Source organism: Rhizobium sp. P1_E6 (assembly GCF_056405875.1).
The window spans coordinates 41,376-67,589 of sequence record NZ_JBFUBG010000009.1 but is presented as its reverse complement, the minus strand read 5'-3'; the positions used below and the strand labels follow the sequence as shown (position 1 = coordinate 67,589).

General features: G+C 60.7%; 26 protein-coding genes and 1 pseudogene. 10 read left to right on the top strand and 17 right to left on the bottom strand.

Annotated elements, in window-relative coordinates; genetic code table 11:
* Positions 1-348 precede the first annotated feature (348 nt).
* Complete coding sequence (locus AC1D35_RS07535) at positions 349-1,290, top strand: DUF2493 domain-containing protein (RefSeq protein WP_477938434.1); 942 nt, start codon at positions 349-351, stop codon at positions 1,288-1,290.
* A gap of 50 nt (positions 1,291-1,340) precedes the next feature.
* Here AC1D35_RS07535 and AC1D35_RS07530 read toward each other — a convergent pair whose 3' ends face one another.
* The 3 genes from AC1D35_RS07530 to parS all read right to left on the bottom strand — a co-directional run bounded on the left by AC1D35_RS07530 (position 1,341) and on the right by parS (position 2,723).
* Positions 1,341-1,619: an HU family DNA-binding protein gene (locus tag AC1D35_RS07530; RefSeq protein WP_477938433.1), complete on the bottom strand. Its 279-nt coding sequence runs from the start codon at positions 1,617-1,619 to the stop codon at positions 1,341-1,343.
* Between the two features lie 112 nt (positions 1,620-1,731).
* Entirely contained in the window at positions 1,732-2,241 is a 510-nt protein-coding gene (locus tag AC1D35_RS07525; RefSeq protein WP_477938432.1) for an RES family NAD+ phosphorylase, read from the bottom strand.
* A complete protein-coding gene (gene parS, locus AC1D35_RS07520; protein WP_477938431.1) occupies positions 2,238-2,723 on the bottom strand; it encodes a type II RES/Xre toxin-antitoxin system antitoxin in 486 nt (161 codons plus the stop codon). Before parS ends, AC1D35_RS07525 begins: the two co-directional genes overlap by 4 nt.
* A gap of 596 nt (positions 2,724-3,319) precedes the next feature.
* Between parS and AC1D35_RS07515 the strand changes: the two genes are divergently transcribed.
* On the top strand, positions 3,320-3,646 hold the full coding sequence (locus AC1D35_RS07515) for a DUF736 domain-containing protein (RefSeq protein WP_477938430.1): 327 nt from the start codon (positions 3,320-3,322) through the stop codon (positions 3,644-3,646).
* 73 nt (positions 3,647-3,719) lie between these two features.
* Entirely contained in the window at positions 3,720-4,043 is a 324-nt protein-coding gene (locus tag AC1D35_RS07510) for a hypothetical protein (RefSeq protein ID WP_477938429.1), read from the top strand.
* 134 nt (positions 4,044-4,177) lie between these two features.
* Here AC1D35_RS07510 and AC1D35_RS07505 read toward each other — a convergent pair whose 3' ends face one another.
* Genes AC1D35_RS07505 through AC1D35_RS07495 form a run of 3 tightly spaced genes read right to left on the bottom strand, consistent with a single transcriptional unit; the run spans position 4,178 to position 5,246 of the window.
* Positions 4,178-4,588 carry a PIN domain-containing protein gene (locus AC1D35_RS07505; protein ID WP_477938428.1) on the bottom strand — a complete coding sequence of 137 codons (411 nt, stop codon included), beginning with the start codon at positions 4,586-4,588 and terminating at the stop codon, positions 4,178-4,180.
* Positions 4,585-4,845 (bottom strand): antitoxin, encoded by a 261-nt coding sequence (locus tag AC1D35_RS07500; RefSeq protein ID WP_477938427.1) that lies wholly within the window; start codon positions 4,843-4,845, stop codon positions 4,585-4,587. Before AC1D35_RS07500 ends, AC1D35_RS07505 begins: the two co-directional genes overlap by 4 nt.
* A complete protein-coding gene (locus tag AC1D35_RS07495) occupies positions 4,758-5,246 on the bottom strand; it encodes a WGR domain-containing protein (protein ID WP_477938469.1) in 489 nt (162 codons plus the stop codon). The genes AC1D35_RS07500 and AC1D35_RS07495 overlap by 88 nt, the downstream gene beginning before the upstream one ends.
* Before the next feature lie 209 nt (positions 5,247-5,455).
* Between AC1D35_RS07495 and AC1D35_RS07490 the strand changes: the two genes are divergently transcribed.
* The 3 genes from AC1D35_RS07490 (at position 5,456) to AC1D35_RS07480 (ending at position 7,241) form a co-directional block, all read left to right on the top strand.
* Positions 5,456-5,686: a hypothetical protein gene (locus tag AC1D35_RS07490; RefSeq protein ID WP_477938426.1), complete on the top strand. Its 231-nt coding sequence runs from the start codon at positions 5,456-5,458 to the stop codon at positions 5,684-5,686.
* A gap of 285 nt (positions 5,687-5,971) precedes the next feature.
* Complete coding sequence (locus AC1D35_RS07485) at positions 5,972-6,130, top strand: hypothetical protein (RefSeq protein WP_477938425.1); 159 nt, start codon at positions 5,972-5,974, stop codon at positions 6,128-6,130.
* 865 nt (positions 6,131-6,995) lie between these two features.
* On the top strand, positions 6,996-7,241 hold the full coding sequence (locus AC1D35_RS07480) for a hypothetical protein (protein ID WP_477938424.1): 246 nt from the start codon (positions 6,996-6,998) through the stop codon (positions 7,239-7,241).
* 3 nt (positions 7,242-7,244) lie between these two features.
* Here AC1D35_RS07480 and traG read toward each other — a convergent pair whose 3' ends face one another.
* The 3 genes from traG to AC1D35_RS07465 are packed head-to-tail and all read right to left on the bottom strand — an operon-like array spanning position 7,245 to position 9,671.
* A complete protein-coding gene (gene traG / locus AC1D35_RS07475) occupies positions 7,245-9,164 on the bottom strand; it encodes a Ti-type conjugative transfer system protein TraG (RefSeq protein WP_477938423.1) in 1,920 nt (639 codons plus the stop codon).
* A complete protein-coding gene (locus tag AC1D35_RS07470) occupies positions 9,155-9,394 on the bottom strand; it encodes a conjugal transfer protein TraD (RefSeq protein ID WP_477938422.1) in 240 nt (79 codons plus the stop codon). The genes traG and AC1D35_RS07470 overlap by 10 nt, the downstream gene beginning before the upstream one ends.
* Positions 9,384-9,671 carry a TraC family protein gene (locus AC1D35_RS07465; RefSeq protein WP_477938421.1) on the bottom strand — a complete coding sequence of 96 codons (288 nt, stop codon included), beginning with the start codon at positions 9,669-9,671 and terminating at the stop codon, positions 9,384-9,386. Before AC1D35_RS07465 ends, AC1D35_RS07470 begins: the two co-directional genes overlap by 11 nt.
* Positions 9,672-9,893: 222 nt before the next feature.
* Here AC1D35_RS07465 and traA point away from each other — a divergent pair, with 222 nt between their 5' ends.
* Entirely contained in the window at positions 9,894-14,528 is a 4,635-nt protein-coding gene (gene traA / locus AC1D35_RS07460) for a Ti-type conjugative transfer relaxase TraA (protein ID WP_477938420.1), read from the top strand.
* 376 nt (positions 14,529-14,904) lie between these two features.
* Here the strand turns inward: traA and AC1D35_RS07455 are convergent, their stop codons facing one another.
* The 7 genes from AC1D35_RS07455 to AC1D35_RS07425 form a co-directional block, all read right to left on the bottom strand.
* Complete coding sequence (locus AC1D35_RS07455) at positions 14,905-15,207, bottom strand: hypothetical protein (RefSeq protein WP_477938419.1); 303 nt, start codon at positions 15,205-15,207, stop codon at positions 14,905-14,907.
* 896 nt (positions 15,208-16,103) lie between these two features.
* Complete coding sequence (locus AC1D35_RS07450) at positions 16,104-16,229, bottom strand: hypothetical protein (protein WP_477938418.1); 126 nt, start codon at positions 16,227-16,229, stop codon at positions 16,104-16,106.
* A 205-nt stretch (positions 16,230-16,434) separates the two neighbouring features.
* Positions 16,435-16,674: a hypothetical protein gene (locus tag AC1D35_RS07445; RefSeq protein ID WP_477938417.1), complete on the bottom strand. Its 240-nt coding sequence runs from the start codon at positions 16,672-16,674 to the stop codon at positions 16,435-16,437.
* 182 nt (positions 16,675-16,856) lie between these two features.
* Complete coding sequence (locus AC1D35_RS07440) at positions 16,857-17,096, bottom strand: hypothetical protein (protein WP_477938416.1); 240 nt, start codon at positions 17,094-17,096, stop codon at positions 16,857-16,859.
* Between the two features lie 142 nt (positions 17,097-17,238).
* Positions 17,239-17,925: a glycosyltransferase family protein gene (locus tag AC1D35_RS07435; protein WP_113297770.1), complete on the bottom strand. Its 687-nt coding sequence runs from the start codon at positions 17,923-17,925 to the stop codon at positions 17,239-17,241.
* Between the two features lie 35 nt (positions 17,926-17,960).
* Positions 17,961-19,703, bottom strand: coding sequence for a glycosyltransferase family 8 protein (locus AC1D35_RS07430; protein WP_477938415.1), 1,743 nt, complete (start codon positions 19,701-19,703; stop codon positions 17,961-17,963).
* A gap of 982 nt (positions 19,704-20,685) precedes the next feature.
* Positions 20,686-22,011 carry an acetyl-CoA hydrolase/transferase family protein gene (locus AC1D35_RS07425; protein ID WP_477938414.1) on the bottom strand — a complete coding sequence of 442 codons (1,326 nt, stop codon included), beginning with the start codon at positions 22,009-22,011 and terminating at the stop codon, positions 20,686-20,688.
* A gap of 511 nt (positions 22,012-22,522) precedes the next feature.
* Between AC1D35_RS07425 and AC1D35_RS07420 the strand changes: the two are divergent.
* A pseudogene (locus AC1D35_RS07420) lies at positions 22,523-22,618 on the top strand (lactoylglutathione lyase); the annotation flags it as partial.
* A gap of 17 nt (positions 22,619-22,635) precedes the next feature.
* Here AC1D35_RS07420 and AC1D35_RS07415 read toward each other — a convergent pair.
* Positions 22,636-24,510 carry a sigma-54-dependent Fis family transcriptional regulator gene (locus tag AC1D35_RS07415; RefSeq protein WP_477938413.1) on the bottom strand — a complete coding sequence of 625 codons (1,875 nt, stop codon included), beginning with the start codon at positions 24,508-24,510 and terminating at the stop codon, positions 22,636-22,638.
* A 222-nt stretch (positions 24,511-24,732) separates the two neighbouring features.
* On the opposite strand from AC1D35_RS07415, the gene AC1D35_RS07410 reads away from it, so the two are divergent.
* Together AC1D35_RS07410 and AC1D35_RS07405 are read left to right on the top strand one after the other, a co-directional pair.
* Positions 24,733-25,785, top strand: a complete 1,053-nt coding sequence (locus tag AC1D35_RS07410; RefSeq protein ID WP_477938412.1) for an NAD(P)-dependent alcohol dehydrogenase — start codon at positions 24,733-24,735, stop codon at positions 25,783-25,785.
* Positions 25,786-25,899: 114 nt separating this feature from the next.
* The gene (locus tag AC1D35_RS07405) at positions 25,900-26,190 is read left to right on the top strand and encodes a ribbon-helix-helix domain-containing protein (RefSeq protein ID WP_477938411.1); all 291 of its coding nucleotides are present in this window, start codon (positions 25,900-25,902) and stop codon (positions 26,188-26,190) included.
* Positions 26,191-26,214 lie beyond the last annotated feature (24 nt).

The window sequence follows — 26,214 nt, the reverse complement described above, 5'->3', positions numbered from 1 at the left end:
TCGTGAGGGGAGGGCGAGTGCGGGGGGCGGCCTGGTGGGAGCGCCGGTCCCCTGCCAGTCTCCGTTCTGGTGAGGCGCGCCTGCGGGCCTGCCGAGAGGCGACCCTTACCAGGCGGCTGTCGGGCCTTCAGCGGGTCGGTCGGGTTTCTTCCCCGCGCCGGCTTTACTCCGTATCGGCCGTTCCGAAAAGCGGCAGCCGGCGCTCCTCGCGGGCCAAGAAACCCTCCCTCAGCCGCCCGGCGCTGCGCTGGGCCGCTTCGCTGCGCTCGCGGTTCCGGCCCGCCCGCCGCCTGGACAGGGATCGCCGTCAGGCCGCGAGAGGCGCGGCCCAAACCGACGGAGACCATCATGAACTTGACCCTTCCCATCGACGACACCTTCGAGCCCCACCACGCGTCTTCCCCGACCGACTGCTTCATCTACGAGATGCAAGTCTTTGGTTATCGCCCCTTCCAGGACGAGCCGGACCCGCGCCCACTGCCCGAGGAGCCTGTCGTCCAGTCTGCGCTGACCGCGATGTTCTCCGCGATGTTCGAAATGCTCGGCGACACGCGGCTGGAGCCCGATCTCGAAGATCTTCTCTGGTCGACGGTCAACCTTTTCCACCGCGCCGGCGAGCGCATCCAGCGCGAGCTTCAGCGCAACGAGGACGCCCAGCGCACCGGCCAGCGCGAGCAGGACGGCTCGGAGGTCAAGAGCGTCGGGCTTGAGCGCCATGTCGCGGAAGGCATCACGCTTCTCGAGCGCCGCAACGCCTTCGAGTTCATGCGGGATTATGCCGCCGACCTGTTCGAGGCGCAGACCGGGTCAGGATGGCGGCCGCGGACGGGCTCGAAGGTCAATCACGCCAATATGACCGCGGCGATGATCGACTCCCGAGATTTCCTCTCCGCCCGCCGGCATGCCGAGACCGAGGTGCTGATCCCGGCCGGCACCAAGATCGCCTTCGGTGGCGGTATGGACCATAACAATCACGAGGCCATCTGGGATGCGCTCGATCGCGCGCGCGCAAAATTCCCCGACATGATTCTCCTTCACGGCGGCTCGCCGAAAGGTGCCGAACGCATAGCGGCGTGCTGGGCCGAAAACCGAAAGGTGACGCAAATCGCTTTCAAGCCAAACTGGACGAAGCACGCCAAGGCAGCACCCTTCCGGCGCAACGACGACATGCTGTCGGTGATGCCCGCCGGCGTCATCGTTTTCCCGGGCTCGGGGATCACCGGCAATCTCGCCGACAAGGCCCGTCGCTTCGGTATCCCGGTCTGGCGCTTCGGTGGCGATGGCGCGTGAGCGCCATCGTCTTCCTGAGCCATGATCTCGTGTTCGGGTTTGGCTCCAGATTACTTGTTCATCGCATCCTTCAGCGCTTTGGCAGGGGTGAAGGTCAGCTTTTTCTGGGCAGCGACCTTGATCGTCGCCCCGGTTGCCGGATTGCGTGCTTCGCGTTCCGGCGTATCCTTTACCTTGAACTTCCCAAATCCCGGGATGGAAGTTTCCGCACCCGACGTCGCGGCGGCCATGATGGAGGAGAATACGGCTTCGACGACAGACTTGCTCTGAACCTTTGTCAGGCCGTGTTCGGCGGCGATCTTGTCGGCAATTTCGTTGGTGGTTGTCATCTGGTTCCCTTTTGTTTGGAATCCGGGATACTTTCCATCGAGATAGCCAGCTGTCACGCTGCTCCAGCCTCATTCGGAGCAAACGTGGACACCTTTCCACAATTTCTGGCGATCATGCCGGCGCTGGCGGGTGTAGTCGGGTATCAAGAGCAAACGTCTCCTGGAACTTCAACGAATAGCTACCGGCAGCCTGGCTCGCGACGAAGATGAGGTTCCAGCTATAGGTGGACACCGCGCTCGGGATCGCCATGACGCGATGTTGCCTCAGAAGCTCGTCGCCGAACGCCTGTTGACCGGCGCTTGGAATTCCGGGCCGCAGCCAGTTCGGATTGGGAACGCTGGCGGGATCGACAATATGAACCGCGGAGGTGTCGGTGATGACAGCCGCCGTCAGGACATGAGGAACTGTGTCGAGAGCGCGAAATCCCTTGTGAACCGCGACTTCGAGGATCGCGGTCGAAGGGTCTATGGCGCAATAGACTGCCCGCACCCCCTTGCTGTTCCAGCGGCCGCCCACACGATAGGCGCCTTCGCCGCTATCCCATGTCGGAGCAAAGGCAGCCTGGTCGAGCCGCCATGCGATCAGCTCGGAACCGCCGAGCGCAATCGGCAGAGGCGTCATGCATAGACGCCGTATTCAAGCCGTTCCAGATAGTCCTCGACCAGCTCGACACCGGCAGGCGTCCCGAGCAGGTCGATCGGACGGCGCTGATCGAGCCCGATTGCCGGACGCTCCAGCCATTGCTCGGCTTCTGCCTGTGTTCCCAGCACATCCGTTGCCTTCGCCAGAATCTCGGCGAACTTCCACGCGCGGCCGCTCTGCTCCTGGCTTAGCGGCTTGGACGGCGCATCCTTGCGCCGCTGCCATGTCCTGAGGCTCATGCCGACGGCCTTTTCGAGGGATTCGGTCTTGCCGATAAAGACCAGGCTTCCGACGAGGTGATCGACCGCGGAGGCCGGCAAGCCGTGTAGCAGAAGCTCATGCGCATCGAGCGCGCTCGTCAGTCGGCGCGACAGGATGCGCGTGCCGCCGAGCAGCGCTGCCACCTTCTGCAATTCTCCGCCACTTCCCTCAGGAAAGGCCACTTCCGCCGCAACCGCCACTAAGCATCTCCTATGTCATCTGTCGCTCTATATATGACAGTTGACGCGAAGTATTTCAATAGCGTTGAGAGGTCGTCCGACTCAAGCCCACCGCTGCCGGGGCGTCTGCGCGCATGACGTATCAAGTGTCCTGCAGGCGGGCTAGTTGCCGGGAGCGGGCGCGCAGCGGTCGATGACGGCGGCGCCTGGGGCTGGCAGCTTCTCGACAGGTCGGAACCCTCACTCGCGCATCGGCATTGACCGGCGCACTGCGGATGGTGCGGGCGTGGAGGCTGACCTGGCAGGATCGTCTCCATACCGCGTGTTGTCGAGGACGGTCGGGCAGGGGGCTGACCTGATCGTCGGATGTGGCTCCAGGCAGGCTGGCATTGCGGGCACGGACGGCAACCGGGCGGCCGGTCGATGTGCGTCTTGGCTCTCCGGTTATATCGAGAGCCATCCCCTTTCTATGTCGCCTTTGTAGGCAACCCCCGGACCTATGCGGTCAACCCCGCAAGGGGGTTCGCCCTCGCTTTCGCTCGGTGACCGCGGCCGAGGGCCGCCTCCTTCTGGCGCCATCGGGAATGGTTCCCGATGCAACCGAAGGAGACAGCACAATGGCCACCACGATCGCAACCCTGACGCAGAAGACCGACGGCTCGCTGGAAGGCATCTTCGCCACCATCAAGGTCAACGCCCCGATCGCGCTGATCCCGAACGCCAACAAGACGAGCGACGTCGCTCCGGACTACCGGATCATCCACCGGCGCACCGGCTTCGAGATCGGCGCGGGCTGGTACCGCAACTCGCAGCGCACCGGCGAGGAATACCTCTCGGTCAAACTGGAAGCCCCGGAGATCGGCGTGATCTTCGGCAACGTAGCGCCGGCGCCCGGCGGCGACGACAGCCGCAAGGTCATCCTCTGGAACGACCCCGATGCCTGAGACGCCAACCGGCCCCGCAAAAAGCGGGGCCGGACCTGCCTCGCCGAAAACCGTTCAACCGATGGAGTTTGACATGAGCCGCTATATCATCACCGTCACTGGCCGCGGACAATCCGACCCCGAAGCCGTCATTGGCTACGACCGTCCGCTTCAGACCTTCTTCCTACAGGCTTTTCCCGACGAAGAAGCCGAGAACCTTGCCCTCTGGCTTGGCACCGAATACCGCGCCTTCGAGACGCTGACCGCGCTGCGCGCCGCCGCGGAAGGCTACGATTTCATGCCGTTGTCCTCCGAAATCTTGTGGAGCCTCGTCAACGATCACGCCCGCGAGGCGACCCGTCCGCTTCCGGACGATATCGTCGATCAGCTCTTGAACGGCAGTCGATCGCCCGAATAGGGCGGTCTTCGCTTCCCCGGTTTTCTCGTCAGGTCCGGCTCTGCGGGGAGCCGGGTTGTTGTCGTTTGCGTGCGGCAGGACACTTCCATGAGGACTTGGGCAATTCCCGGTGGCGCCGATGCACTCGCCTTGGATTATCTCGGGCTCGTCCAGTCTTCGACCCGCAACCCCTCGACCCGGGAAAATTCGCCGACATTGTTGGTAACAAGGATCAGGTGCCGTGCTTTGGCCTGACCCGCAATGAGAACGTCATAGGGACCGATCGGTTTCCCCTTTGCGGCAAGATCGGCGCGGATCTCTCCGGATAGTTGCCCGTCCTCGCGCTCGAAGCCAACAATCGGGAAATCGGACATGGCCAGTCGTAGGGTCTCGAGATTGAAGGAAACCCTGGCGCTCTTGTATGCCCCGAAATAGAGCTCGAAGGCGGCGATCGACGACAGCCCGATCGAACCTTCTCCACTTTCCATGATACGCTCGACAAGCAGTGGGGATTTGCGACCAAGCAAGGCGATCACCGCGTTCGTATCGAGAAGATGCGTAATCATTCGAACAGGTTCTCCAGGCCCGGCCTGCTCTGCTCATCGGGTTGCTGTCGTCCTTCAGCCACGAAATCCTCGCTGACGCCGCGATCGAGTGCTGCTCGCAATGAGGCCCAGCGCTCGCGACGATCGGCGCGCGGTCGCAGGATGACAGCGTCGCCTTCCCGCGTCACTTCTACCTGATCGACATCGAAGCGGAAGTCCTTCGGCAATCGGATAGCCTGGGAATTTCCCGACTGAAACACTTTCGCATATTGGGGCATGGCATTGCCTCCTTATGTATATACGTGTCAGTATATACGCCGAGAAGCGGCCCAGGCAAGGTTGAAACCGGGCTGAGCTGGACGAATAGATGGTGGGGCGCATCCGGCAGGCCGGACCGGGCTCTATTCCACCGGCGTCGCCGGCTCCACGAAGCCTGCTTTCGCAGTCTTCGCCCCTGGTGGGGTGACGATCCCTTGCGCGGAAACCGCGGCACTCTTGTGCGAATAGCCACGGTGCAGCTTACGGGCAGGAGCTTCGAGAAAACGGCAGTCGCTTCGGCAGACGTGTCGAACAGTTCGATCTTGCTCTGACCTGCCGTGCCGATCCGGCCCCAGCGCCGGACCAGAGACACGTCGCCGAACAAGGCCGGTTCGACGGCAAGCGCGTAGAAGCGCGCCATATTGCGCGTCGGATCGATCCGGTAAAGCAGCATTTCGCGTTCAAACATGTCCATGCCTGAGAATCTGACATCACCACAGCGGCGTCCAACGAGTTTCCTGAATCGATCATGGGTGACCGATTCATTTCAGTGATGAGGGCGGGAATCGATCAGGTGCGGGCCACGCCGACAGGCGCCGCCCTTCCGCGTGGGATGTGACGGACGGGGACATGAGGGCGGCATCAGATTTTGCTCCGGGAACTGGCGCACCCCCGCGGCGTCTCGGCGCATGGCGTGTCAAGTGTCATGTAGGCGAACTGGTTGCTGAGAGCGGGCGCGACGCAGCGGTCGACGACGGCGGCGCCTGGGGCTGGCAGCTTCTCGACAGGTCGGAAACCTCACTCGTACGCCGCAGTGGCGACATTGACCGGCGCGCTGCGGATGGTGCCGCCGGCCGGTAGGCTGACCCGGCGCGATCGTCTCCCGGCGACGGGCAAGGCCCGTCGCCGGCTTTGATTGGTGCCACACGAGACGTGAGCTGTCTGCTCAGATGCCCCAGTCTATCATGGCGAATTGGCCCGCCTCAAAAACACGCGGCCCCTCCAATTTTGCCTCCGCGGCGTGGCCGCCGCTCCAACAAAATCGGTTCCTCCGCGCGCTGGCAAGCCGGTCGCTACGCGATTTTTGACCCGCACCAACCCACCATGACAGCCCGTGCCATCTTTTTCAAACGTCAGGAGACGACGATGACACTGGAACGGCACATCACCATAGAGCGCGAACTCGAGGAGTTGCGGCTGGAGCTTAACAATGCGCCGACCACTGGGGAACGCCGCCGCATCGAAGCGGAGCTGGAGGCGATGCGCGCCGAATTCGCCAAACTCACCGAGGAGGAGCTGCCGTGAGGCGGTTCTTTCCTCATTGCGAACGAGGCAGCCCGGCCGGGTCGACCGGCCCGCCTGCCTGTCAGGGTTTCACCCTCGACACTCCCTGCCGGCGACGCGGGAAACGATCGCGTCCCGGCAGGGACGCGGGTCTCTTCTCTGTGGCCGTTCTATCGTACTCCAGCAATCCGGCGAACGGCGAGAAGATCACGGCCCCGATAGGCTCGCAGGAAGCCGGCAAATTCGGAACCAGCCACTGATATCGGCTCTGTCTGGAAAATCGATCCCGCGACACTTGTCTTGCTCTCGCCTCACGATTAGACCCTCTTAAATTCGTCAGTAAGAGGCGCCGGCAATCGCCCAGACAAGTGCTTGCAGACCGGTGACGAGGGGATGCATCATCGTGACGGGACCTTACTCTCTGCGCCTCACTCCTCGTGAGCCTCGCCGAAAGGCCGCTGCCCGCGTGGGGCGGTTCGCGGTCAGGCTGCCGTTTGGCATCCATTGCGGCGTTGCCCGAGCGTTGCTCTATAGCGCGTGGTATCTGGCCTGCTACGTGCTCTGCATGTTTCGGCCCTTCACCGGGCATGATGGTGCTGGCGGCGATCGTGATGGTTCCGATATCGATCGTGGTATTCGCGCATCCCGAAGCCGCCTGCGGCATGCCGTTCTGAGCATTCGGCCTCATGGGGCTCGGCTTCATCGCATTCGCGCTCGGCTCCGCGCTCTTTATCGACTGGATCACGCCGCCCGGTGCCGAAGTTCCGTTTGAGCGCTATCGCCGAACCGATCGATAGGCGCGCCGCGCCGCTCGCTTTTGGTGTATTCGCCGGTTACATTCTCTGTCGAGGAATAAGCAGGATCAAGGCTCCAGGAGGTCGCATTAATGTCTGTAGTCGAGAAAGCTGCGGCCGCAACAACCGCAATGCAAGATCACGTAAGCAAAGCCTTGGACGTTTTGCAGTACGGCTTCAACGGCCACATCGTGAACGGCTGCGGCGTCTACACCGATCCCTCGGGCCGCCATAGCAACCTTCTCGAAGCGCGCAAGGCGATCGACGCGGCACTGGAATTGATGAAGGCCACAAAATGGCCGACCGAGGCGGAATACGATCTCGCCGAGCAATCCTGAGCCTCACGGGTTGAGTTTGACGAAGCGGTTGGCCTTCGCCGCCGCATTCATGTCTTTTCGCCGGAAGTAGATCGCGCGCCCGCAGCGGATCGGGCTATGGCCCTGGACGATAATGATCTGCTCGTCCTTGCGCATCGACTGAGTGATCTCATGGGGCATGATCAGCGGCCGTCGCTGGAAATTGACATTCTCCGACTTGCGCGATGCGCTGTTCTTCGTATCCCAGCCGATGTTGCGGGAACTGCCCTTCACCTCCACTGTCATCTCGCCGCATTGTGCCGACACGTTGCGGGCGGTGTCGAGCGCCTTGATCGCCGCATAGGAGGCGAAGGCGCAGCCGTCGATCCATGACGTGGCGCCGTCCTTCCCGAAATGCCGCTCCAGCTGTCCGACCGACTGGTACATCAGCATCATGGAGATCCCGTACTTGCGGCCGCGATCACGCGCTTCTTCCAGAACGCGCATGTAGCCGAGCAGATCGACTTCATCGAGCATGAAGAGCGCCCGGCGCCTGAACGCGCCATCGGCTTGGATCATCGCATTGATCAGCGCGCCGATAATCACCCGGCCGATGCCCGGATAGGATCGCAGGATTGATGCCGGGATATTCAGAAAAACGTCCTTCCTCCCGCTGACGATGTCGCTGGACTTGAAAGCATTGCCGCAGACCAATGCCGCATAGCTGTCGAGCGAGAGCCATTGCGTATCCTTCGACGCGGTCGAATAGACGCCGGAGAACGTCTGCTCGGTCATGTTGGTGAACACACCCAAGGTTTCGCGGATAAAGGCGGACGCGGAATTCTCCTGAATGTCGCGCAGCATCGCCAGCACCGACGGTTCGGGCTCGGACACGATCTGGCGCAGGCTGCGCAGGTTTCGCCTTCCGGCATATTCCGGCAACAGCATGACATGGGCGAGCAGCCCTGTCAGAAGATTGTGCGCCTGGCTCTGGAAGTAGTAGCCGGTCGAGCTTTCGAAGCGCACGCTTTCTGACAGCAGCATATGGGCGACGCCGACGATGTCTTCTTCTTTCTGTTTCGATGTCTCGATCCCGTCGAGCACGTTAAACCCCATGATCGGGTTCATCGGGTCGAGCACCATGACCTCGCGCTTGAGAATGCGAGTGCGATGCTCGACCACCATCGGCGCGACCTCGGTCGAAGGGTCGAGGCAGATCAACGGTCCGGTATAGCGCAGCGCCGTCGGCACGACATTGCTGGTGGTCTTGTACCCGCCCGATCCGGCAAAGAAGAGCATATGGGTGGAATCGAAATCCTGCCCGTAGGTGAGCAGTGGGGCCTTGCCCCCTTGCCCCCATGTCGAACTATCGTTCGGATCGAACGGCAGTTCATGGACGATTTCCTTGTCGACGCGATAGCGCTCGCCAACGACGATCTCGCCATCGGCAGGAAAGAGTTTGCCCGCCGCTGACATCGAAAGCCAGTTCGCGTCGCCGAAGGTCGGGCGCCGCGCCCGTTTGACCTGTTCTGGAACGACGGTGGAGATGCGGGCCGACACGGCGACGGCCATGAAGCCGCATAAGGCGCCTATCACGACAACCATGTCGAGATAGGACAGGGCATAGTCCCAGGTGACGACACCACGTTCGACCGATGGAGCTAGCCGCCCATACTCTCTGAGGCTGTAGAAGCCGACCACAGCCAAAAAACACAACAGGCTTGTCATGGCGACCGGCCGGCGGCGGTGCATCGGTAAGGCCCAAACCGCCAACAGTCCGGCGAGCGGCCCGAACAAAAGCATGGGCATCGGCGCCGCACGCAGAAACCAATATTCGGCCTTGCCCGACATGCCGGCAGCCAGTCCCGACCACTGCCAGCCGACGATGTAGACGGTGATCGCTGTCACTGCGATCGGCACGAGGACGAGCAGCAGGCTCGGATGCATTTTTCCCTTCAATGCCATTCCGCCATCTCCTTGATGCACGCTGTCTCGCCATTCGGGGAAGGCGTCTTGAACGCCTCTACGCCGATATCACGCAGCCGCCGATACTCCGGCGAGCCTGCCGCCACGCGCGCCAGTTCGAGCAGGCCGCCGAGCAGGAACGCCCGGTCGGCCATCGACAGGCCTGCTTTGACGACGATGCCGCCGAGCAGGAATTTTTCCCGCGCCTCCCGTTTGCGGTCAGCCGTCATTTGAAACCGCCTCCGGCGTTCCAGTCCCATTATCCGTTGATCGACGCGCCGGAGCAGATGCGCCGCCAGAGCCTTTCTTTGCCTCTTTGCGAAATCGAGCGGCGATCTCTTCGAAGATCCGATCCACCTCATCGTCTGCGATCTCCATCTCCGCCAGCCCCGACTTCGTGGCGGCTTTGGCAAAGCGCTCGGCGGATTTAACTATTAGAAATCGTCTGCGTTCCCGAAGTTTTTCAATCTGGGCATCGAGATCAGAAATCGCTGACTTTGCGGCCATTGGCGATTTTTTCCTTTAGCAAAAATAACCTCAACACGCCGGTTATACTAACTATTATACGATAGTAAAATAGGCTATTTTGCATCACCCTAAAAACGTCGCAGCTGGAAGTCTTAGCCGTGGCCGCGTACCGGAAAAGCGGTATCGGCCCTTCGGTCCGATCGGTTTGAGGGCGCAATATACGTCGCTGTCGCGACGTGCTTGGTCGATGTGGAGACGGCAGTGGCGATCATGTTCGTCAGAGCGCAGGTGATCAGCAGGGGAGCGGGACGCAGTATCGTCTCGGCGGCCGCCTATCGCCATCGCGCCCGGATGATGGACGAGCAGTCCGGCACCTCGTTCAGCTACAGGGGTGGGGCAACGGATCTCGTGCACGAGGAGCTGGCACTTCCTGAGGGTATACCGGTCTGGCTGAAGATCGCGATCGACGGAAAATCCGTCGCCGGCGCCAGCGAGGTCCTGTGGAATGCGGTCGATGCTTTCGAGACGCGCGCCGACGCACAGCTCGCGCGGGAGCTGATCATTGCGCTGCCGGAGGAGCTGACGCGAGCCGAGAACATCGCGCTGGTGCGGGAATTCGTCCAGGACAATCTGACGTCGAAGGGCATGGTTGCCGACTGGGTGTTCCATGACAAGGACGGCAATCCTCACATCCACCTGATGACGACGCTCAGACCTCTGACGGAGGAGGGGTTCGGGCCGAAGAAGGTGTCTGTCCTGGGTCAGAATGGAGAGCCGTTGCGGGTCGTCACGCCAAATCGTCCGAATGGTAAGATCGTCTACAAGCTATGGGCCGGCGACACGGAGACAATGAAAGCCTGGAAGATCGCCTGGGCGCAGACAGCCAATTGTCATCTGGCGCTTGCCGGCCATGAGATCCGCCTCGATGGCCGCTCCTATGCCGAACAGGGCCTCGACGGCATCGCGCAGAAACATCTTGGGCCAGAGAAGGCCGCGCTCGCCCGCAAGGGGATCGAGATGTATTTCGCCCCGGCCGCTCTCGCCCGCCGGCAGGATATGGCCGACCGCCTGTTGGCCGATCCGGAGCTTCTGCTGAAGCAGCTTTCCAATGAACGCTCCACCTTCGATGAGCGCGATATCGCCAAGGCGCTGCATCGCTATGTCGACGATCCCGTCGACTTCGCCAATATCCGCGCACGGCTCATGGCCTCGGACGATCTGGTGCTTCTGAAGCCGCAGCAGATCGAAGCCGAGAGTGGGAGGATATCGGAGCCGGCGATATTCACCACGCGGGACATCCTGCGCATCGAATATGACATGGCGCAGTCGGCGCGCGTGCTTGCGGATCGCCGAGGGCTCATTGTGGCCGGCGAGCGTGTGTCCAAGGCAATCAGCAGTGTCGAGACCCAGGACCCGGAAAGGCCGTTCCAGCTGGATCCGGAGCAGGTCGATGCTATCAGGCATGTCACGGGCGATACCGCCATCGCTGCCGTCATCGGGCTTGCGGGCGCCGGCAAGTCGACCCTGCTCGCGGCGGCACGCGTCGCCTGGCAAAAGGAAGGCCGACGGGTAATCGGTGCGGCGCTGGCCGGCAAGGCGGCCGAAGGGCTCGAAGACAGTTCCGGCATCAAGTCCCGGACACTGGCCTCCTGGGAACTGGCGTGGGCCGGCGGCCGCGAGTTGCTCGAACGCGGCAATGTGCTTGTCATCGACGAGGCCGGCATGGTGTCGTCGCAGCAGATGGGTCGCGTGCTAAAAATCGCCGAGGACGCCCACGCGAAAGTCGTCCTGGTCGGTGACGCGATGCAGCTTCAGCCGATCCAGGCGGGTGCGGCGTTCCGGGCGATCACCGAGCGGATCGGCTTTGCGGAACTTGCCGGCGTGCGCCGCCAGCGCGAAGAATGGGCGCGCGATGCCTCGCGGCTCTTTGCCCGCGCCGAGGTCGAGAAAGGTCTCGATGCCTATGCACAGCACGGCCATCTCGCCGAGGCAGCGATGCGAGATGAAATCATCGGGCGGATTGTCGACGACTGGACGGAGGCGCGTCAACAGGCGGTCCAGAAGTCAGCCGCGGCAGACAATGATGGCCGTCTTCGCGGTGATGAGCTTCTCGTGCTCGCCCACACCAATGATGACGTGAAGCGGCTGAACGAGGCGCTGCGATCGGTGATGACGAGAGAGGGTGCGCTGGGGGACAACCGCTCTTTCCAGACGGAACGCGGCGCGCGGGAATTCGCCGTCGGCGACCGGATCATCTTTCTTGAGAATGCCCGCTTCGTTGAACCGCGGGCAAGGAGCTTCGGTCCGCAATATGTGAAGAACGGCATGCTCGGCACTGTCGTTGCCACGGGCGACAAACGCGGCGACGCATTGCTCTCCGTGCGTCTCGATAATGGCCGCGATGTCGTCATCAGCGAGGACAGCTATCGCAATGTCGACCACGGCTATGCGGCGACCATCCACAAGTCTCAAGGGTCTACCGTCGACCGGACTTTCGTGCTTGCCACCGGCATGATGGATCAGCATCTGACCTATGTGTCGATGACCCGTCATCGTGATCGCGCCGACCTCTATGCGGCGAAGGAGGACTTCGAGGCGAAGCCGGAATGGGGGCGCAAGCCGCGTGTCGATCATGCGGCTGGCGTCACCGGCGAGCTCGTGGAAACCGGGCTGGCGAAGTTCCGCCCCAATGACGAGGACGCTGACGAAAGCCCCTATGCGGATGTCAAAACCGACGATGGCGCTGTTCATCGCCTCTGGGGTGTCAGCCTGCCGAAGGCGCTCGAAGAGGGCGGCGTGTCGGAAGGTGACACCGTGACGTTGCGCAAGGATGGCGTCGAACGGGTCACGGTGACTGTCCCAGTTATCGACGAGAAAACGGGCGAAAAGAGTTTCGAGGAACGGACGGTTGATCGCAATGTCTGGACCGCCAGGCAGGTCGAATCCGCAGAAACCCGCCAGGGGCGGATCGAACGCGAGAGCCATCGGCCGGAATTGTTCAAACAGCTTGTGGAGCGTCTTGGCCGATCCGGTGCCAAGACGACGACGCTCGATTTCGAGAGCGAGGAAGGTTACCGGGCGCACGCGCAGGATTTCGGGCGGCGCCGCGGTATCGACACGCTTGCCGCGGTCGCGGCCGGGATGGAGGAGGGTGTTTCGGGGCGGCTGGCGTGGATTGCGGAAAAGAAGGAGCAGGTGGCGAAACTCTGGGAGCGGGCGAGCGTGGCGCTAGGTTTTGCGATCGAGCGCGAGCGGCGCATTTCCTACAATGAGACCCAGAACGAAAGGCTCGCATCCGAAATCCCGGTCGACGGAAAATATCTGATCCCGCCCACGATCATGTTTGCCCGCAGCGTCGACGAGGACGCGCGTCGCGCACAGCTCGCCTCGGAGCGATGGAAGGAACGGGAAGCTATCCTGCGTCCGGTGCTCGAAAAGATCTATCGCAATCCGGATGAAGCGCTGGTCGGCCTGACCGCGCTGGCATCGGACGCGGCGATCGAACCCCGCAAGCTCGCTGACGATCTGGCTGCCGCACCTGATCGGCTCGGACGCCTTCGTGGTTCCGATCTCCTGGTCGACGGTCGTGTTGCTCGCGACGAGCGCGACGCGGCCATAACTGCCCTGTCGGAGTTGCTGCCGCTTGCGCGTGCCCATGCTACCGAGTTCCGCCGGCAGGCAGAGCGGTTCGGCATCCGCGAGGAGCAACGCCGCGCCCACATGTCCTTACCGATCCCGGCATTGTCGAAGTCGGCAATGGCGCGCCTTGTCGAAATCGAGGTCATTCGCGAGCGCGGTGGCGACGACGCCTACAAGACCGCCTTCGCCTGCGCCGTCGAGGACCGCCTGCTGGTCCAGGAGGTCAAAGCCGTCAACGATGCCTTGACCGCACGCTTCGGCTGGAGCGCCTTTGCCCCGAAGGCCGATGCGATTGCCGAGCGCAACATGGCCGAGCGCATGCCGGAAGATCTCGTTCCGGAGCGCGGCGAAAAGCTCGACCGCCTGTTCACTGTCATCAGGCGCTTTGCGGAGGAACAGCATCTGGCCGAACGGCAGGATCGCAGCAAGATCGTTGCCGGCGCCAGCGTCGAAGCCGGAAAGGAGGCGGTGTCCATGTTGCCGATGCTTGCCGCCGTGACCGAGTTCAAAACGCCGGTGGACGAGGAGGCACGAACACGTGCAACCGCGGTCCTGCACTATCGTCACTATCGCGCCGCGCTCGCCGAGACAGCGACGCGCATCTGGCGCGATCCCGCCGGTGCGGTCGCAACGATTGAGGAACTCCTCGTCAAGGGTTTTGCTGGCGAGCGGATCGCTGCGGCTGTCAGCAATGATCCCGCCGCCTATGGTGCGCTGCGGGGCTCCGATCGCATCATGAACAAGCTGCTCGCCGCAGGGCGGGAACGGAAGGAGGCACTGCTGGCGGTGCAGGAAGCGGTCGGCCGCGTGTGTTTGCTCGGCGCGTCCTGGATCACTGCCCTCGACACGGAGATCCAGGCCGTTACTGAGGAGCGGCGACGTATGGCGGTTGCCATTCCCGGTCTGTCGACACCAGCCGAGGACGCGCTCAAACAACTGGTGACCGACATGAAAAAGAAGAGGAACAAGGACAGGGTGGCGAAAGTAGACGTTACCGTCGGCACACTCGATCCGCGCATCCAACAGGAGTTCGTTGCCGTCAGCTGGGCACTCGACGAGCGTTTCGGCAGGAACGCGATCCTGCGCGGCGAGCAGGATGTCGCCAATCGCGTGTCGCCGGCACAGCGCCGCACCTTTGAAGCGATGCAGGGGCGGTTACAGGTTCTGCAGCAGGCGGTGCGGATGCAGAGCAATGAAGAGATCATTTCGGAATACCAGCGGCGCGCCATCGATCGTTCTCGCGGTCTCACCCGATAGGCAATTTGGGGAAGCGAAAGGAAAAGTACTCCTACGATGCGGTCGTCCGCGCCGAGATCTCGATAGAGATCCTCAACCAGGCGCGTGCGATCGTTACACCAGCATCAATGAACTCGAGGATACGGACGCCCAAGCGGCGGAGCGCTGCGCCGGCGGGATCTCATCGGGGCGTGGGGATCGCGCGTTCAGGATGAAGCCCGCTGCTGGGCGGAGTCCTGATCATGGTCGAGGCGCGATCCGGCCCGGGTGTGCCGGAGAGAACCGCCCTTTCCTTGCTGGATGTCCCCAGGCGTCCCTCAGACCCAAAAGCAGGAGGGGTGACTGGGTCCAAGGAGGCCCGTTTTTCAAGACGGGTCGATCGAGCGCGGCATGATGATCAACTCTCGAGCGGCCGTCCCATTGCTATGGCGCCGATCGTGTAGTTCAGGTCCACGCCCTCGAAGGCAAAGCCCCTGAATATCTCGCGGATGGAAAGCACGAAGCGGCTTTTCAGCTGCGCCAGCCTGTTAGCGATCTTTGTGAATGCTCTCGGCTGAACAGAGCCTTCCGGTAGTCCCCTCGCAGCCGAAGTAGGGTGGGTCAAGATAGATAGCGTGCCAGGCCGATCGTAGCGGTCTATGAAATCTAGCCAGTCCAGGTTCTCGATAACGACAGGCCAGCCGTTCGTGGACGTCCTCAAGCAACGGCGCCAGGCGCGTCAGGTTAAACCGTGCGCTTCCACTGTGCTAAACGCCGAAGTTCTGGCTCCCCCGCGCAGGCGGAAGGTAAAACCGCTCACGTGCACTGCGCTTCACGGCCAAGGTCGTTCGAAAGCCAAAATAGCCGAAAGGCAATGATCTGATCGGAACAACACGTCCTCGTAGCTGGAAGGCGTCGCGACCCGCCGATCTGCGAAGGAAGGGCTGCCCGATAGGGCAAATGACCGTGGTCTTCCCGGCGTACCTTGGAAGCTAATCTTGGGAGTACTCCCAACGATTCCCACCACCACAGCCCGCGCGCTTAGCCGAGGCGCGCTTTGTCGTAGCCAGCATTGGTGGTGGCCGGGATGAAGGCGCTACTGCCGTTGGCTAGTGCGCCGCTGATCGACGATGCGCCCATCTCTTTGACGGACCCCGATCTCGTAGCGCACCCCGTTGCGGACTGCGCGATAGGTAAAGTACCTGCCGCGGCAATTAACCTGACGGACACCGCGAAAGCCTCGAGTACGAAGCAGCCGCGCGCCCTGAGGGCAGGATATACCTCGTCCGTGGTTTAGGCTGCTGCCGGAGCCGATGATAACCTGAGCGCTCGCGTCCGCGGGGACCGCGATCGGTGAGACGAAGACTGCAAGAGCAAGCGTACATGAGAGAAGCGAAGATCCAAGTAGAGCCTTGACACTCATAATCAACCTCCGGGTTAGCCCGCCAGAAAAGTCAGGACATGAGAAAATCGCCTAAGTTGTGGATCAATACAAGAGGTGAACGTCATACGGTCGTATTGGCTGGCTGACGGCGTCATCCAATTCGAGTCGCGTGCACCACTATGAACCACCCGGTCGAGATCTGTGACGGGCGCTTTGACAGAGCATCCCAAGTGCTACTGCAGGGACTGACCGGTCGTAAAGAACACCAGGTAGGCCACCGCGACAATCATCGCGATGACGAAGATGGTCAGCACGAACTTGATCATGCCGTTGCTGGCTTTTTGTTCTGTGTTGCTCATTCTGCATGCAACATGATTTGAACCAGTTTGTTCCAGGCTTCTTCATGATGGAGTACGAATCGGCACCGATCGCTCAGCTGACCTTTACGAACTCTGCCGCGGCGAGGCGCCTTTAACCAAGCTCAAATTCTGAAACGAACGTTTGGCGCTGACCGATTCGCTGGCCCAACTCGGCTTGGGGAACATTCGCGCCTTTTCAGCGGGATCAGCCGACGCCGAGATGTTGAGCCGCTATTGCGGCGAGAACCGACAAAATAGTTGACAGTAAAAGAATACCAGATGTTGCGAACAGCCAGACTGTCGCGCCTGGCTCGTGCACAATTCCAGCGACATGACCGATGAGAGAGGCAAATGCTGCTGCCATCGCGATTAGGGTTGCCGCACTAAGGAAGATAACGACGGCTACCAAGCCATCAAGCACAACTTCGATAAGGCCATCGTTCACGATTGAACCTTCACGCTCGACGCGTTATATGTCGCACGCATCCTCCGCGAAAATTTTACAAGCTGCAACCCTCCGTCGTCAGGCTGGTGTGGTACGGCCGATGCATCATCGAGGGTCATTCGGCGCGTCTTCAAATTGCGCGCGCAACGCAGCAATGGCTTCGGTATCTCCACTGATCGATGTCATTTTGTTGGTGACATCAAGCCGGAAAACGCAGATGCAATGAACTCGCGACACTCGCCAGTTTTGCTGTCACCCTCTTCCCATCCACGGGTGTGAGGTGCCATTTCGTCCACTCGTTGCTTGCCGACACGATGCTCTCCTCTTCCGATCATGGCCGGCGGGGAAGACGGGATTCGAACCCGCGAAACGGCATCTTTGATCAATTCATGGATGATAGGGAACGCGCGTTCCTGAAGCATGGTGCGCCCTCCTGTCGCCGTCGACGGCCGTACAAAATCGGGGGCACCTCAGGGGCAAGGTCACCAGGCCTGCTCACCGCGAAGTTACTCCGTTTTGGGAGGCTGGGCCTTCGATAAACGCCCCATCCGCCCGGCATGCCGGTCAGCCGCGCTGCTGGACATGCAGCATGCGCTCGCGCGTCGCAAACCATTCCTCGGCGTAATCGTCGTTCCTGTATTCGTCGAAATAGGGTCCGCCATCTGTGAAATGCACGATCTTCGCGTCATCGCGCTTGTCATATTCGTTGACGAGATAGTTCCAGGTGACTGACAGCTCGCCGATCAGATCGTCGCCGTCGAGCCACTTGAATTGGTGCAACTGCAGCCCGGTTGCGGTGTTGACATAATCAGGCGTCAGCGCCCTGCATTTCGCGTTGTTGAAGAGGATCAGGCTCGACCAATTCTTTTTTTCATATTTCGTCTGCACCTGTCCGAGAAACTTCGTTTCGACCTTCGGCTGGTAATCGTGCTTCACGCACATGACGGAATAGCGCTCATCGCGCAGCGCCCAGAGCTCGGCAATATCCGTGCGCGCCAGCATGTCGCAATCCATGAAGAGGCTCCATCCCTCATACTGGCTGAGATAGGGCGTCAGGAAGCGCGAGAAGGAGAACTCGGTCGACTGCAGGGCATTGCGTTCACGCGTAAACGTGTTTTCGATATTGTACAGGTAGATCGGCGTGATTCTCACCGGCACGCTCGACTTTTCCAGAATACTTTGGGATAGCACGTGATGGGCGACAACTTCTTTTGAATCAAAACCAACGTAGATGTTGACGATATCGGTCATATCAATCTCTCCTTGGCACAAATTATGTATTGCATTCAGGAAGCTTGCTTCTTCTGGGAGTCGAGCGCGCGCTGCTTGCGGGTCTTTGGCCGCGCCTTGCGGAAGGCCTGATCGAGTGCCCGCTGCCATTTGGTTAGTGACATCAGGCCGTCGATGAGGGTCAGCGCATGATCGAGCCGCGTGGAGAGCGCATCGTTGGTCGCCGTCTGGATCTCCTCGCATTTCGCATCCGGAAAATGCTCGGTCAGAAGATCGAAGCGTGACGGCCTCGCATGTTCAGCGCTGGTGATGATACCCCTTCGCACCAGAAGCCTGAAATAGATCCGCTCGAATGTCCAGTCATGAACGTCGAAGACCTTCCAGCGCGCACTCCGTTTCCCGGAAAATCCGGCGAGCACGATCTTCGGCGTCACCTGAAGCTCCCGCATCCACGCAACCAGCGCAAAGCCGCTCGTCGGGATCTTGTCCGGTGGATAGTGCCCCGACATCAGCGTCTCGAGGTCGCTGTACATGACTGTCGCCCCGTTGAATGCTTCGACGGGACTGAAGCGCTCCTCGGGTGCGGTACGGATATTCAGAACGCCGAGGAACTTGTCCGAAGTGAAGAATTTCAGGACCTCATCCACCTCCCGCCGATGGACGATATTGGCGCCCATCATACCACTGCGCGCCACAAGAATGGCATGCCCGGGGAAACTGTTGTCGAGAACCTTGTAGACCTTGTTGAAGAAGACGAACAACGTATCGCCGGGAAACTCCGTCCGCATCGACTGCGGGTCGAGCGCCTCGCTATTGGCGACAAGAACGATATACGAAAAGCGATTGAAGAATGTGCGCCAGGCATCGGCCCCCTGTGTATGAAAGACCTGGCTTCCGGAGCTTTCAGGTCTGGGATTCCTTTCATCCATTGAGACCTCACTCGAGCCAAAATATGCCTTCAGCTGTTGGGAGCGGCTCATTGCGCCGGCGCGCTTGCCAAGCGACAGAAGATAATCGGCCGCCTTTCGGGAACGACTGCGACGGCTGACAAATCCCGACCACGACGTTTTCGAAAGCATGCTCGAATAGATCTCGGCATAGACCGACTGCCCTGTCTGCACCGACAAATGCCACGGCTTGCGACGTCCAGTGAAATGCAGCAGCACAGGATTGCGGATGTAAGGCATGGTCCCGGTCTGGACATTCCACCGGTTGTCCAGCCGCTGCCACGTCCCACGAAAGGCAATATTGAGAATATCCTGGTCGTTGGAGGCAAAGCATCGCCCCGATCTGAGCAGCGAACGCGCCGTTTCGAAAAAACCGCCGGCCCGGATGACGGCGCAATCCAACAGAAATACCCCAGCGTTGAAATATCCCGCGCCCCGGTCGAGGCCGAGTTCCTGCTCCCGCTGTCTGATTTTCTCGGGGAAGGCAACGACGTAGTCGTTAACGGCACCGATCGCCTTGCCGTTGAGATCGACATCGAAGAGCGGGCAGACATTGCCGACAGCCAATATATCCGCATCAAGGTAAAGAACCCGCTCCAGCACCTTGCCCATCAGCTCGTCGAGATAGAGGCGCGCAAGCGTCGATTTGTGCCAGCGGCCTGCCGTTCCAGGTGTATCGGCGGGAAGGGTAAAATCGACGACGTCGATATCGATGCCGTTCACCGCGTTGAAGGTAGCAACGCCAGCTTTCTGGTCCTCAGGCAAATCGATGCCGACGATCACCAGCTTGATGTCGTTCTCTTGACTATTACGTGCAACAGATAAAAGCGTGCAGCATGCTGCCGGAAGCATTCGCGCATCTGTGTATACGTATATGGCTTTGCTATGTATGCCAACCGACATCCCATCCCCCAGAGAAATGCAGTATTGAACGACGACAGAAGCCTGATTTATCTTGGTTGTTCAGTGAAAATGCAGGAAAATCCATCCGCACTCAACTATGTTAACGATTAGACATTGCACGCGAGAGTTTTGTCAATGCCATCAGGGATTTTTACTTTTGGGCATTCGCCGTAATATCACTGACGAGCCGGCGCGGTGTGGAACGTCAGGCCCGTGAGCTCAGGTGTCGGCCACCGACGCCCACGTCAACCCCTATTCCCCTCACACAAAAGCGAGGGCGGCGATGACTGTTCGTTGGCCAAGCTCTTGATATTGCCGGCAATCGAAATATTGTCTCTTCAAGGGTTGCGGAGTCCGGCTTCGAATGTTGCCGCCTCCTCGGCTTGTCTTTTCATCCGATCGCCCATTTCATGGACCATGCAAGGGACGCCATCGGCATAACAGCCTTCAGCCCCGCGACGATCTCGTCCGTCTCGATCGCGCCCTTGCCTTCAGGCTCAATTTCGCTCCGCTCTTCCTCGTCAGCACGAACGAAGAACCGATGATCGCGCCCGCCACTTCTATCGAACTGGCCATTTATTGCGGGGCAGTTAGAGTGTCATCACAGTCAGGTCCGCACAAAGTAAGGTGACTGCACGAACGCTACCAGCCTGACGCCTGACGACAACCTTTCTTTAGAACTTTCTGAAGTAATCCACAGATGATCGACCGACCCCGTTCCAAACCCCTTCTCGCCGACGACCGGTCGCTAAAAGGACCCGTTCGCAGAAGCACGATCCCGCGCAGCGTATGCGGGCGCTCCATCACCGGGTCGAGCGCCCTTCGGGAGGCGCAGCTTCGGCAAGCTCTTCGGCATGCGCGCTTGCCCTATCGGGCAGTCCTCACGCAGACGCGCGCGACCTCGATCTCAAACACGCGATCAACATGAAATTCAGCAAAGCCCTGCGCCTCTCGCTGTCCGGTCCAGCTCCTCGCGAAAATCGGGATGCGCGAGCCCGATCAGCGCTCTAGCCCGCTCGGCCACGGACTTGCCCTTAAGGTCCGCCCATCCATACTCGGTGACGACGATATGCGTGTCGTTGCGCGCTGTTGTCACCGGTCCGGTTAACGCCGGAACGATCCGCGAGAGCGTGCCTTTTGCCGCAGTCGAATGACAGGCGATGATCGATCGTCCCCCACGCGAGGCATAAGCGCCACGCACGAAATCAACCTGGCCGCCGGACGCGCTGAACTGCCTCCCGTTCATGAACTCGGAATTGCACGCGCCGTTTAAATCAATCTGCAGCGTCGCGTTGACCGAAACGACGCGATCATTTCGGGCGATAACGAAGGGATTGTTCACATAGTCGACGGGATAGGCCTCAACCGCCGGATTGTTGTTCAGGAAATCATAGAGCGCCTGATCTCCAAGCGCAAAGGTGAAGATGGAGCGTCCGGTATGTGTCTGCTTGCGGCTATTGTCGACCACGCCCGCCTTGACGAGGCTGGCGAGACCCGGCGTCATCATTTCCGTGTGGATACCAAGGTGGCTGTGCCGGGAAAGCCCGGAACACACTGCGTCGGGCAAAGCACCGATCCCCATCTGCAGGCAGTCGCCATCGTCCACCAGACCGGCAATGATCGCGCCGATCGCATCATCTACCTCATTACGCGCGGCAGCCGGCAACACGGGCAGGCTGATGTCGTTTTCGACCAGCGCTGTCACGCTCGACAAAGGGATCATGCAATCGCCCCGCACATAGGGCATATTGCGATTGACCTCGAGGATGAGGCGGATTCCAGGCTTTCGCGATACCGTCAGCGCATAGTCGGTGCTGGCGCCAAGGCTGAAATTGCCATCGGCGTCCATTGGCGACACAGTCGCAATCAACGTGTCCACGCCAACATGCTCGACCAACGAGCGCGGCACCTGACTGAAATGACAGGGCACCAGCTCGACGGCGGGCATCGCTTCCGCCAATCTTCTCTTGTCGAGCGCACGCTCCACGCCTGAATGAAAGTAGCTCATCGGGACAATCAGGTCGCGCAGCTCGAAATCGAACACACTGGTGCCTGCAACGCCCGTGCAGAGAAGATAGTAGAGCCGCACATTCTCGATGGCGCGCGCGCGGGCCTGTTGCGCAAGCGCGGCAAGGACAGCCGGTGGCTGACCGGCGGCCAGTGGCATCGCGACCTTGGCCCCGGACGGAACCATTGCGACCGCCGTATCTGCAGATGTCAGCCGCTCGCGATACAGCCTCTGATGGATCGTGGTCATTGGGCCCTCCTCCCAGTGCACACAGGACGCACGATTTGAATGCACGCCTCCGCAACGCCATTATGCGCATTGTCCACCACCAAAGCGAGAGCGTTCATCGCATGACAATGCCGATCTTTCAGTTCGGCTTGATATGTTCCGATCTCGTGGGCCTGTGGGGTAGAAGCAAAAGCGGCGCAAGCCATCGGGCGCACGTTCAGACGATGAAGCGACGCCGGTTTTGTTCGATTGCCCGCCAGCTGGACGCTCCTAGACAGCAAGTGTTGTTGCGAGGACCGGACCGCTTCGCGCGATGACATCATCGATATCGCACGGTCGTTGGTGCGGCCGGGCAGGTGAGGGGAGTGCAAGGCCGGCCTCGAGCGCGAGGGCTGCGATTGCTGGCGAGTCTGGCCCGAAAGCGTCACACGAGGACGTGGGGCAGTCGATCCCGCTTCTGCTTTCGCACCGCTGACGCTGAAGTTCCTCCGGCTGTTCTTCTTCACGCCCTCATGTGACGCGACCCGCTTTCCCGTGCCCCGCGCGCGATTTCAAGCATAATGGACGACAGCTGGCCCGCTTCTTCTTCATCAGCGATCCTGACTGCTACAAGGTCGAAGTGCTATGACGCTCAGGACGCTATCTTTAGTCGGCACCGTTCACATGTTTGTAGACTGTCGTCCTGGAAAGGTGGAGTTCTCGCGCCGTCTTTGCTATGTTTTTTCCGGCTCTGTGATAGACGGCGCGGATTTCCTGACACTTGCTGCGGGTGAGCGGCCGGTTGCGACATTCGTCGCAACAATCCGCGAATGGATGAGCCGCGGGCGTTGCGCCGTCGAAGCAGCTCTCGTCGATATAGCCCGAGCGACGTCGCACCAGCGCCCGCTGTAGCACGGTCTTCAGTTCGCGTATGTTGCCTGGCCATGTTCGTTGCGAGATCGCCGCGACTGCGGCATCAGTCACTGCCGTGCCGGGTGCCATGCGATCCATGAGATGCCGAACGACGCTTCCGAAGTCTGTCCGCAAACGCAGCGGCGGCAATCGGACGAGAAAACTGTTGAGCCTGTAGTAGAGATCGCTGCGGAACTGCCGCGCGGCGACCATTTCTTCGAGGTCGCGGTTGGTGGCGGAAACGATCTGCACGTCCACTTTCTGCGTCTTTTGTCCGCCGACGGCACGAACTTCCATGCTGTCGAGGAACCGCAGAAGCGACGTCTGGGCTGCGAGCGGTATGTCGGCAACCTCGTCCAGGAACAGGGTGCCGCGGTCTGCAGCGCGTGCCAGCCCCGGCGAGCCTTCGTTACGCGCGTTGGTAAAGGCACCGCGTTCGTGGCCGAAGATTTCGGCGATGAAAAGCTCTTCGGGCACCGCGCCGCAATTGACTGCCACAAACTCGCCCTTGCGACCGCTCAGCCGATGAACATGTCTTGCCATCAGCTCCTTGCCGGTGCCGGTTTCCCCCGTGATATGCACGGGCAGCGACAGAGCTGCCGCTTCGGCGATATCAATGAGCGAGCGCTTGATCTGAGGATCGTCGGCAACAAAATCCGGTGCATCAAGGCGTCGCAAGAGCGACGGTATCGCTGGCGAGACAGATTTGATGTTCACCTTTCCGCGTTCGCCGATCTGCCGGCAGACCATGAACACGCCGCTGCCGGCCCGGTCGCGCAGGCGCACGACGCCACCGTTCAAAAGCCCATCCATCGCAGGACCGAAGCCCGCTTCGAAAAGGCTGTCGAAGGGCTGGCCCGGCGTGGCCGGCAGTCCCGCAAGGAGCGCCTGGCCCGGCCGGTTGACCGAAAGAACCTCGCCTTCGAGCGAGACCGAGAGGAGCCCGGCCGACAAGGTGTCGAGATATTCCGCCCGCGGATGAAATGCGAAGACAAAGCTTTTGGCGCTGGCCTGATACATGAGGCTGTTCTCAATCTGCGCCGCTGCCATGCGCACAAGCGCATGGGTGTGCTCCTGACGTGCCTCGTTCACGCAGGAGGCATCCAGCAGGCCGAGGATTTCGCCGGCCGAATTGAAGATTGGCGCGGCCATGCAGCTCAGATGCCCATGTGAAGCGAAATAGTGTTCGCGCCCGTAGATCGCCACGGGTGYGCCCGTCATGCCGGCGAGGCCGAGCGCATTTGTACCGCGTTCGCTCTCATTCCACGTGCTTCCGGGAATGATCGAGCGGCCGGCATCGCTGTCGGCGAAATGCTGGTCACTGATCGTGTCGAGCACGATCCCGTCGGCATCACCAAACGCGATCATGAAATTCGAGCCGGCAATCTGTGAGTAGAGCAGTTGCATCTCGGCAAGAGCAAGCAGGCGCATTACTGCATTGGCCTCGCGTCGGCGTTTGACTTCTGCAAATGCCAGTACGCTGCGGCGTGGCGTGCCCCGCGGATCGAGGTTGGCGTTACGGCAGCGTTGCCAGCTTTCGGCCACCATCGGCTGCAATGCGCCGACGGGAAAGCGATCGCCTTTTTCGAGAGCTAAGCGGGCGCGGTCCATTCCGGATAGATGCTGCATGTCTCCTCCTCATGCATCAAGCTGAACAGGCTACCAGCCCCGTGGGCTGGCGCAATGGACAGAAACTGGACAGCGTCGCTGCTGGATACGTTCAGGCACTGTACGCCGCCGAGGGTACGATTTTCTGTCATGTGATTGATATTTTTGACGATTTCCTTATGGTATAAGACTTGCTGCGTATCTTTCGACCGGAAGCAATCCCGGCAACGGAGGAGGCGAAGCATGAAAGCGCAAATTTTGACCAAATATGACGACAACCTGACGGCCGACCAGTGGGTCTCGCTGCAGGATGTTGCCGACCCCAAGATCACCAAATCGACCGACGTCATCGTCCGGATCGGCGGCGCAGGTGTCTGCCGTACCGATCTGCACATTATCGAAGGCATCTGGCGGCCGCACATGGACCCGAACGGCAATGCGTTGCTGCCGCTGATCATGGGGCACGAGAATGCCGGTTGGGTCGAGGCGATCGGCAAGGAGGTCGAGGGCATCAAGGTCGGCGATCCCGTCATCGTCCATCCGAAGATCTCGGGCGGCACCTGCCTTGCCTGCCGGCGCGGCTTCGATATGCATGGGCCCGGCAAGTTCCCCGGTCTCGATTGCAACGGCGGCTATTCCGAATATCTCTGCACTTCGGAGCGTAACATAGTTGCGCTGCCGAAGACGCTGGCGCCCAAGGAGGTGGCCCCTTATGCGGATGCCGGCCTCACCGCCTATCGCGCGGTCAAAAAGGCAACCCGGCACCTCCTGCCCGGCGAAGCCTGCGTCGTGATCGGTGCCGGCGGCCTTGGCCACATCGGAATCCAGTGCCTCAAGGCGATGTGTGCCGCCGACGTGATCGTCGTCGACAAATCGGATGCGTCGCTGGAGCTCGCCGGCAAGATCGGTGCCGACAGGCTCGTCAAGGCCGATGGGAACGAGGTTGAGGCCGTGCTGCAGCTGACCGGAGGCCAGGGTGCCGAGGCCGTGATCGACTTTGTCGGTGAGAAGGGTACGACAACCAAGGGCCTTGCCATGACCCGACCGATGGGAAGCTACTACGTCGTCGGCTATGGCGAGGACATACGCGTACCGACGGTCGATATGGTGATCACCGAGAAGAACATCATCGGCAACTTGGTCGGCACCTGGGCCGAACTGGTGGAGCTGATGGCACTGGCCGACCGCGGTCTCGTCGATCTGACCACGGTCGAATATCGGCTTGCGGATGCAAATCAAGCACTCAAGGATCTGCACAACGGCAAGATTCATGGCCGTGCGGTGCTTATTCCCTGACATATGCCGATCGGCCTGAGCGTTGCGCGGTCTCCTTGATCGGGCAACGCTTCGTGCTGAGGCTTGAGGACGATTGTTTGCCATAAGCATAATCTCGCGGGAGGAGAAATGATGATGTGTAGGGTGTTGACAGGACAGAGTTCGCAGCAATTTCGCAAGGTCAGTCGCTCGATCAGGATATCGGGACATTCCACCAGCGTGCGCCTCGAAGCCGCATTCTGGGAGGCACTGGAAGAAATGGCGAAAATGGAGGGCCTTTCGACCTCCGGCCTCATATCCCAGCTTTATGCGGAGGCGCTTGAGATTTATGGCGGAATGTCCAATCTTGCCTCCGTTCTCAGGACAGTCTGCCTTCTCTATCAGGAGGAGCGTAGCCAGCGGGTTGCCGGCTCGCACCTCAGCTGAAGCGGAAGATCTGTAGCTATGTGA

What these genes read in the sequence shown, in the direction of transcription:
- AC1D35_RS07425 (WP_477938414.1), bottom strand. Translation starts at nt 22,011, where the DNA reads ATGACCACGATCCATCAGAGGCTGTATCGCGAGCGGCTGACATCTGCA.
- AC1D35_RS07530 (WP_477938433.1), bottom strand. Translation starts at nt 1,619, where the DNA reads ATGACAACCACCAACGAAATTGCCGACAAGATCGCCGCCGAACACGGC.
- AC1D35_RS07525 (WP_477938432.1), bottom strand. Translation starts at nt 2,241, where the DNA reads ATGACGCCTCTGCCGATTGCGCTCGGCGGTTCCGAGCTGATCGCATGG.
- AC1D35_RS07440 (WP_477938416.1), bottom strand. Translation starts at nt 17,096, where the DNA reads ATGCTTCAGGAACGCGCGTTCCCTATCATCCATGAATTGATCAAAGAT.
- AC1D35_RS07495 (WP_477938469.1), bottom strand. Translation starts at nt 5,246, where the DNA reads ATGGCGCGCTTCTACGCGCTTGCCGTCGAACCGGCCTTGTTCGGCGAC.
- AC1D35_RS07450 (WP_477938418.1), bottom strand. Translation starts at nt 16,229, where the DNA reads ATGAGCAACACAGAACAAAAAGCCAGCAACGGCATGATCAAGTTCGTG.
- traG (WP_477938423.1), bottom strand. Translation starts at nt 9,164, where the DNA reads ATGGCATTGAAGGGAAAAATGCATCCGAGCCTGCTGCTCGTCCTCGTG.
- AC1D35_RS07490 (WP_477938426.1), top strand. Translation starts at nt 5,456, where the DNA reads ATGAGGGCGGCATCAGATTTTGCTCCGGGAACTGGCGCACCCCCGCGG.
- AC1D35_RS07435 (WP_113297770.1), bottom strand. Translation starts at nt 17,925, where the DNA reads ATGACCGATATCGTCAACATCTACGTTGGTTTTGATTCAAAAGAAGTT.
- AC1D35_RS07430 (WP_477938415.1), bottom strand. Translation starts at nt 19,703, where the DNA reads ATGCTTCCGGCAGCATGCTGCACGCTTTTATCTGTTGCACGTAATAGT.
- AC1D35_RS07510 (WP_477938429.1), top strand. Translation starts at nt 3,720, where the DNA reads ATGAGCCGCTATATCATCACCGTCACTGGCCGCGGACAATCCGACCCC.
- AC1D35_RS07480 (WP_477938424.1), top strand. Translation starts at nt 6,996, where the DNA reads ATGTCTGTAGTCGAGAAAGCTGCGGCCGCAACAACCGCAATGCAAGAT.
- AC1D35_RS07410 (WP_477938412.1), top strand. Translation starts at nt 24,733, where the DNA reads ATGAAAGCGCAAATTTTGACCAAATATGACGACAACCTGACGGCCGAC.
- AC1D35_RS07465 (WP_477938421.1), bottom strand. Translation starts at nt 9,671, where the DNA reads ATGGCCGCAAAGTCAGCGATTTCTGATCTCGATGCCCAGATTGAAAAA.
- AC1D35_RS07505 (WP_477938428.1), bottom strand. Translation starts at nt 4,588, where the DNA reads ATGATTACGCATCTTCTCGATACGAACGCGGTGATCGCCTTGCTTGGT.
- AC1D35_RS07500 (WP_477938427.1), bottom strand. Translation starts at nt 4,845, where the DNA reads ATGCCCCAATATGCGAAAGTGTTTCAGTCGGGAAATTCCCAGGCTATC.
- AC1D35_RS07535 (WP_477938434.1), top strand. Translation starts at nt 349, where the DNA reads ATGAACTTGACCCTTCCCATCGACGACACCTTCGAGCCCCACCACGCG.
- AC1D35_RS07515 (WP_477938430.1), top strand. Translation starts at nt 3,320, where the DNA reads ATGGCCACCACGATCGCAACCCTGACGCAGAAGACCGACGGCTCGCTG.
- AC1D35_RS07485 (WP_477938425.1), top strand. Translation starts at nt 5,972, where the DNA reads ATGACACTGGAACGGCACATCACCATAGAGCGCGAACTCGAGGAGTTG.
- AC1D35_RS07470 (WP_477938422.1), bottom strand. Translation starts at nt 9,394, where the DNA reads ATGACGGCTGACCGCAAACGGGAGGCGCGGGAAAAATTCCTGCTCGGC.
- AC1D35_RS07405 (WP_477938411.1), top strand. Translation starts at nt 25,900, where the DNA reads ATGTGTAGGGTGTTGACAGGACAGAGTTCGCAGCAATTTCGCAAGGTC.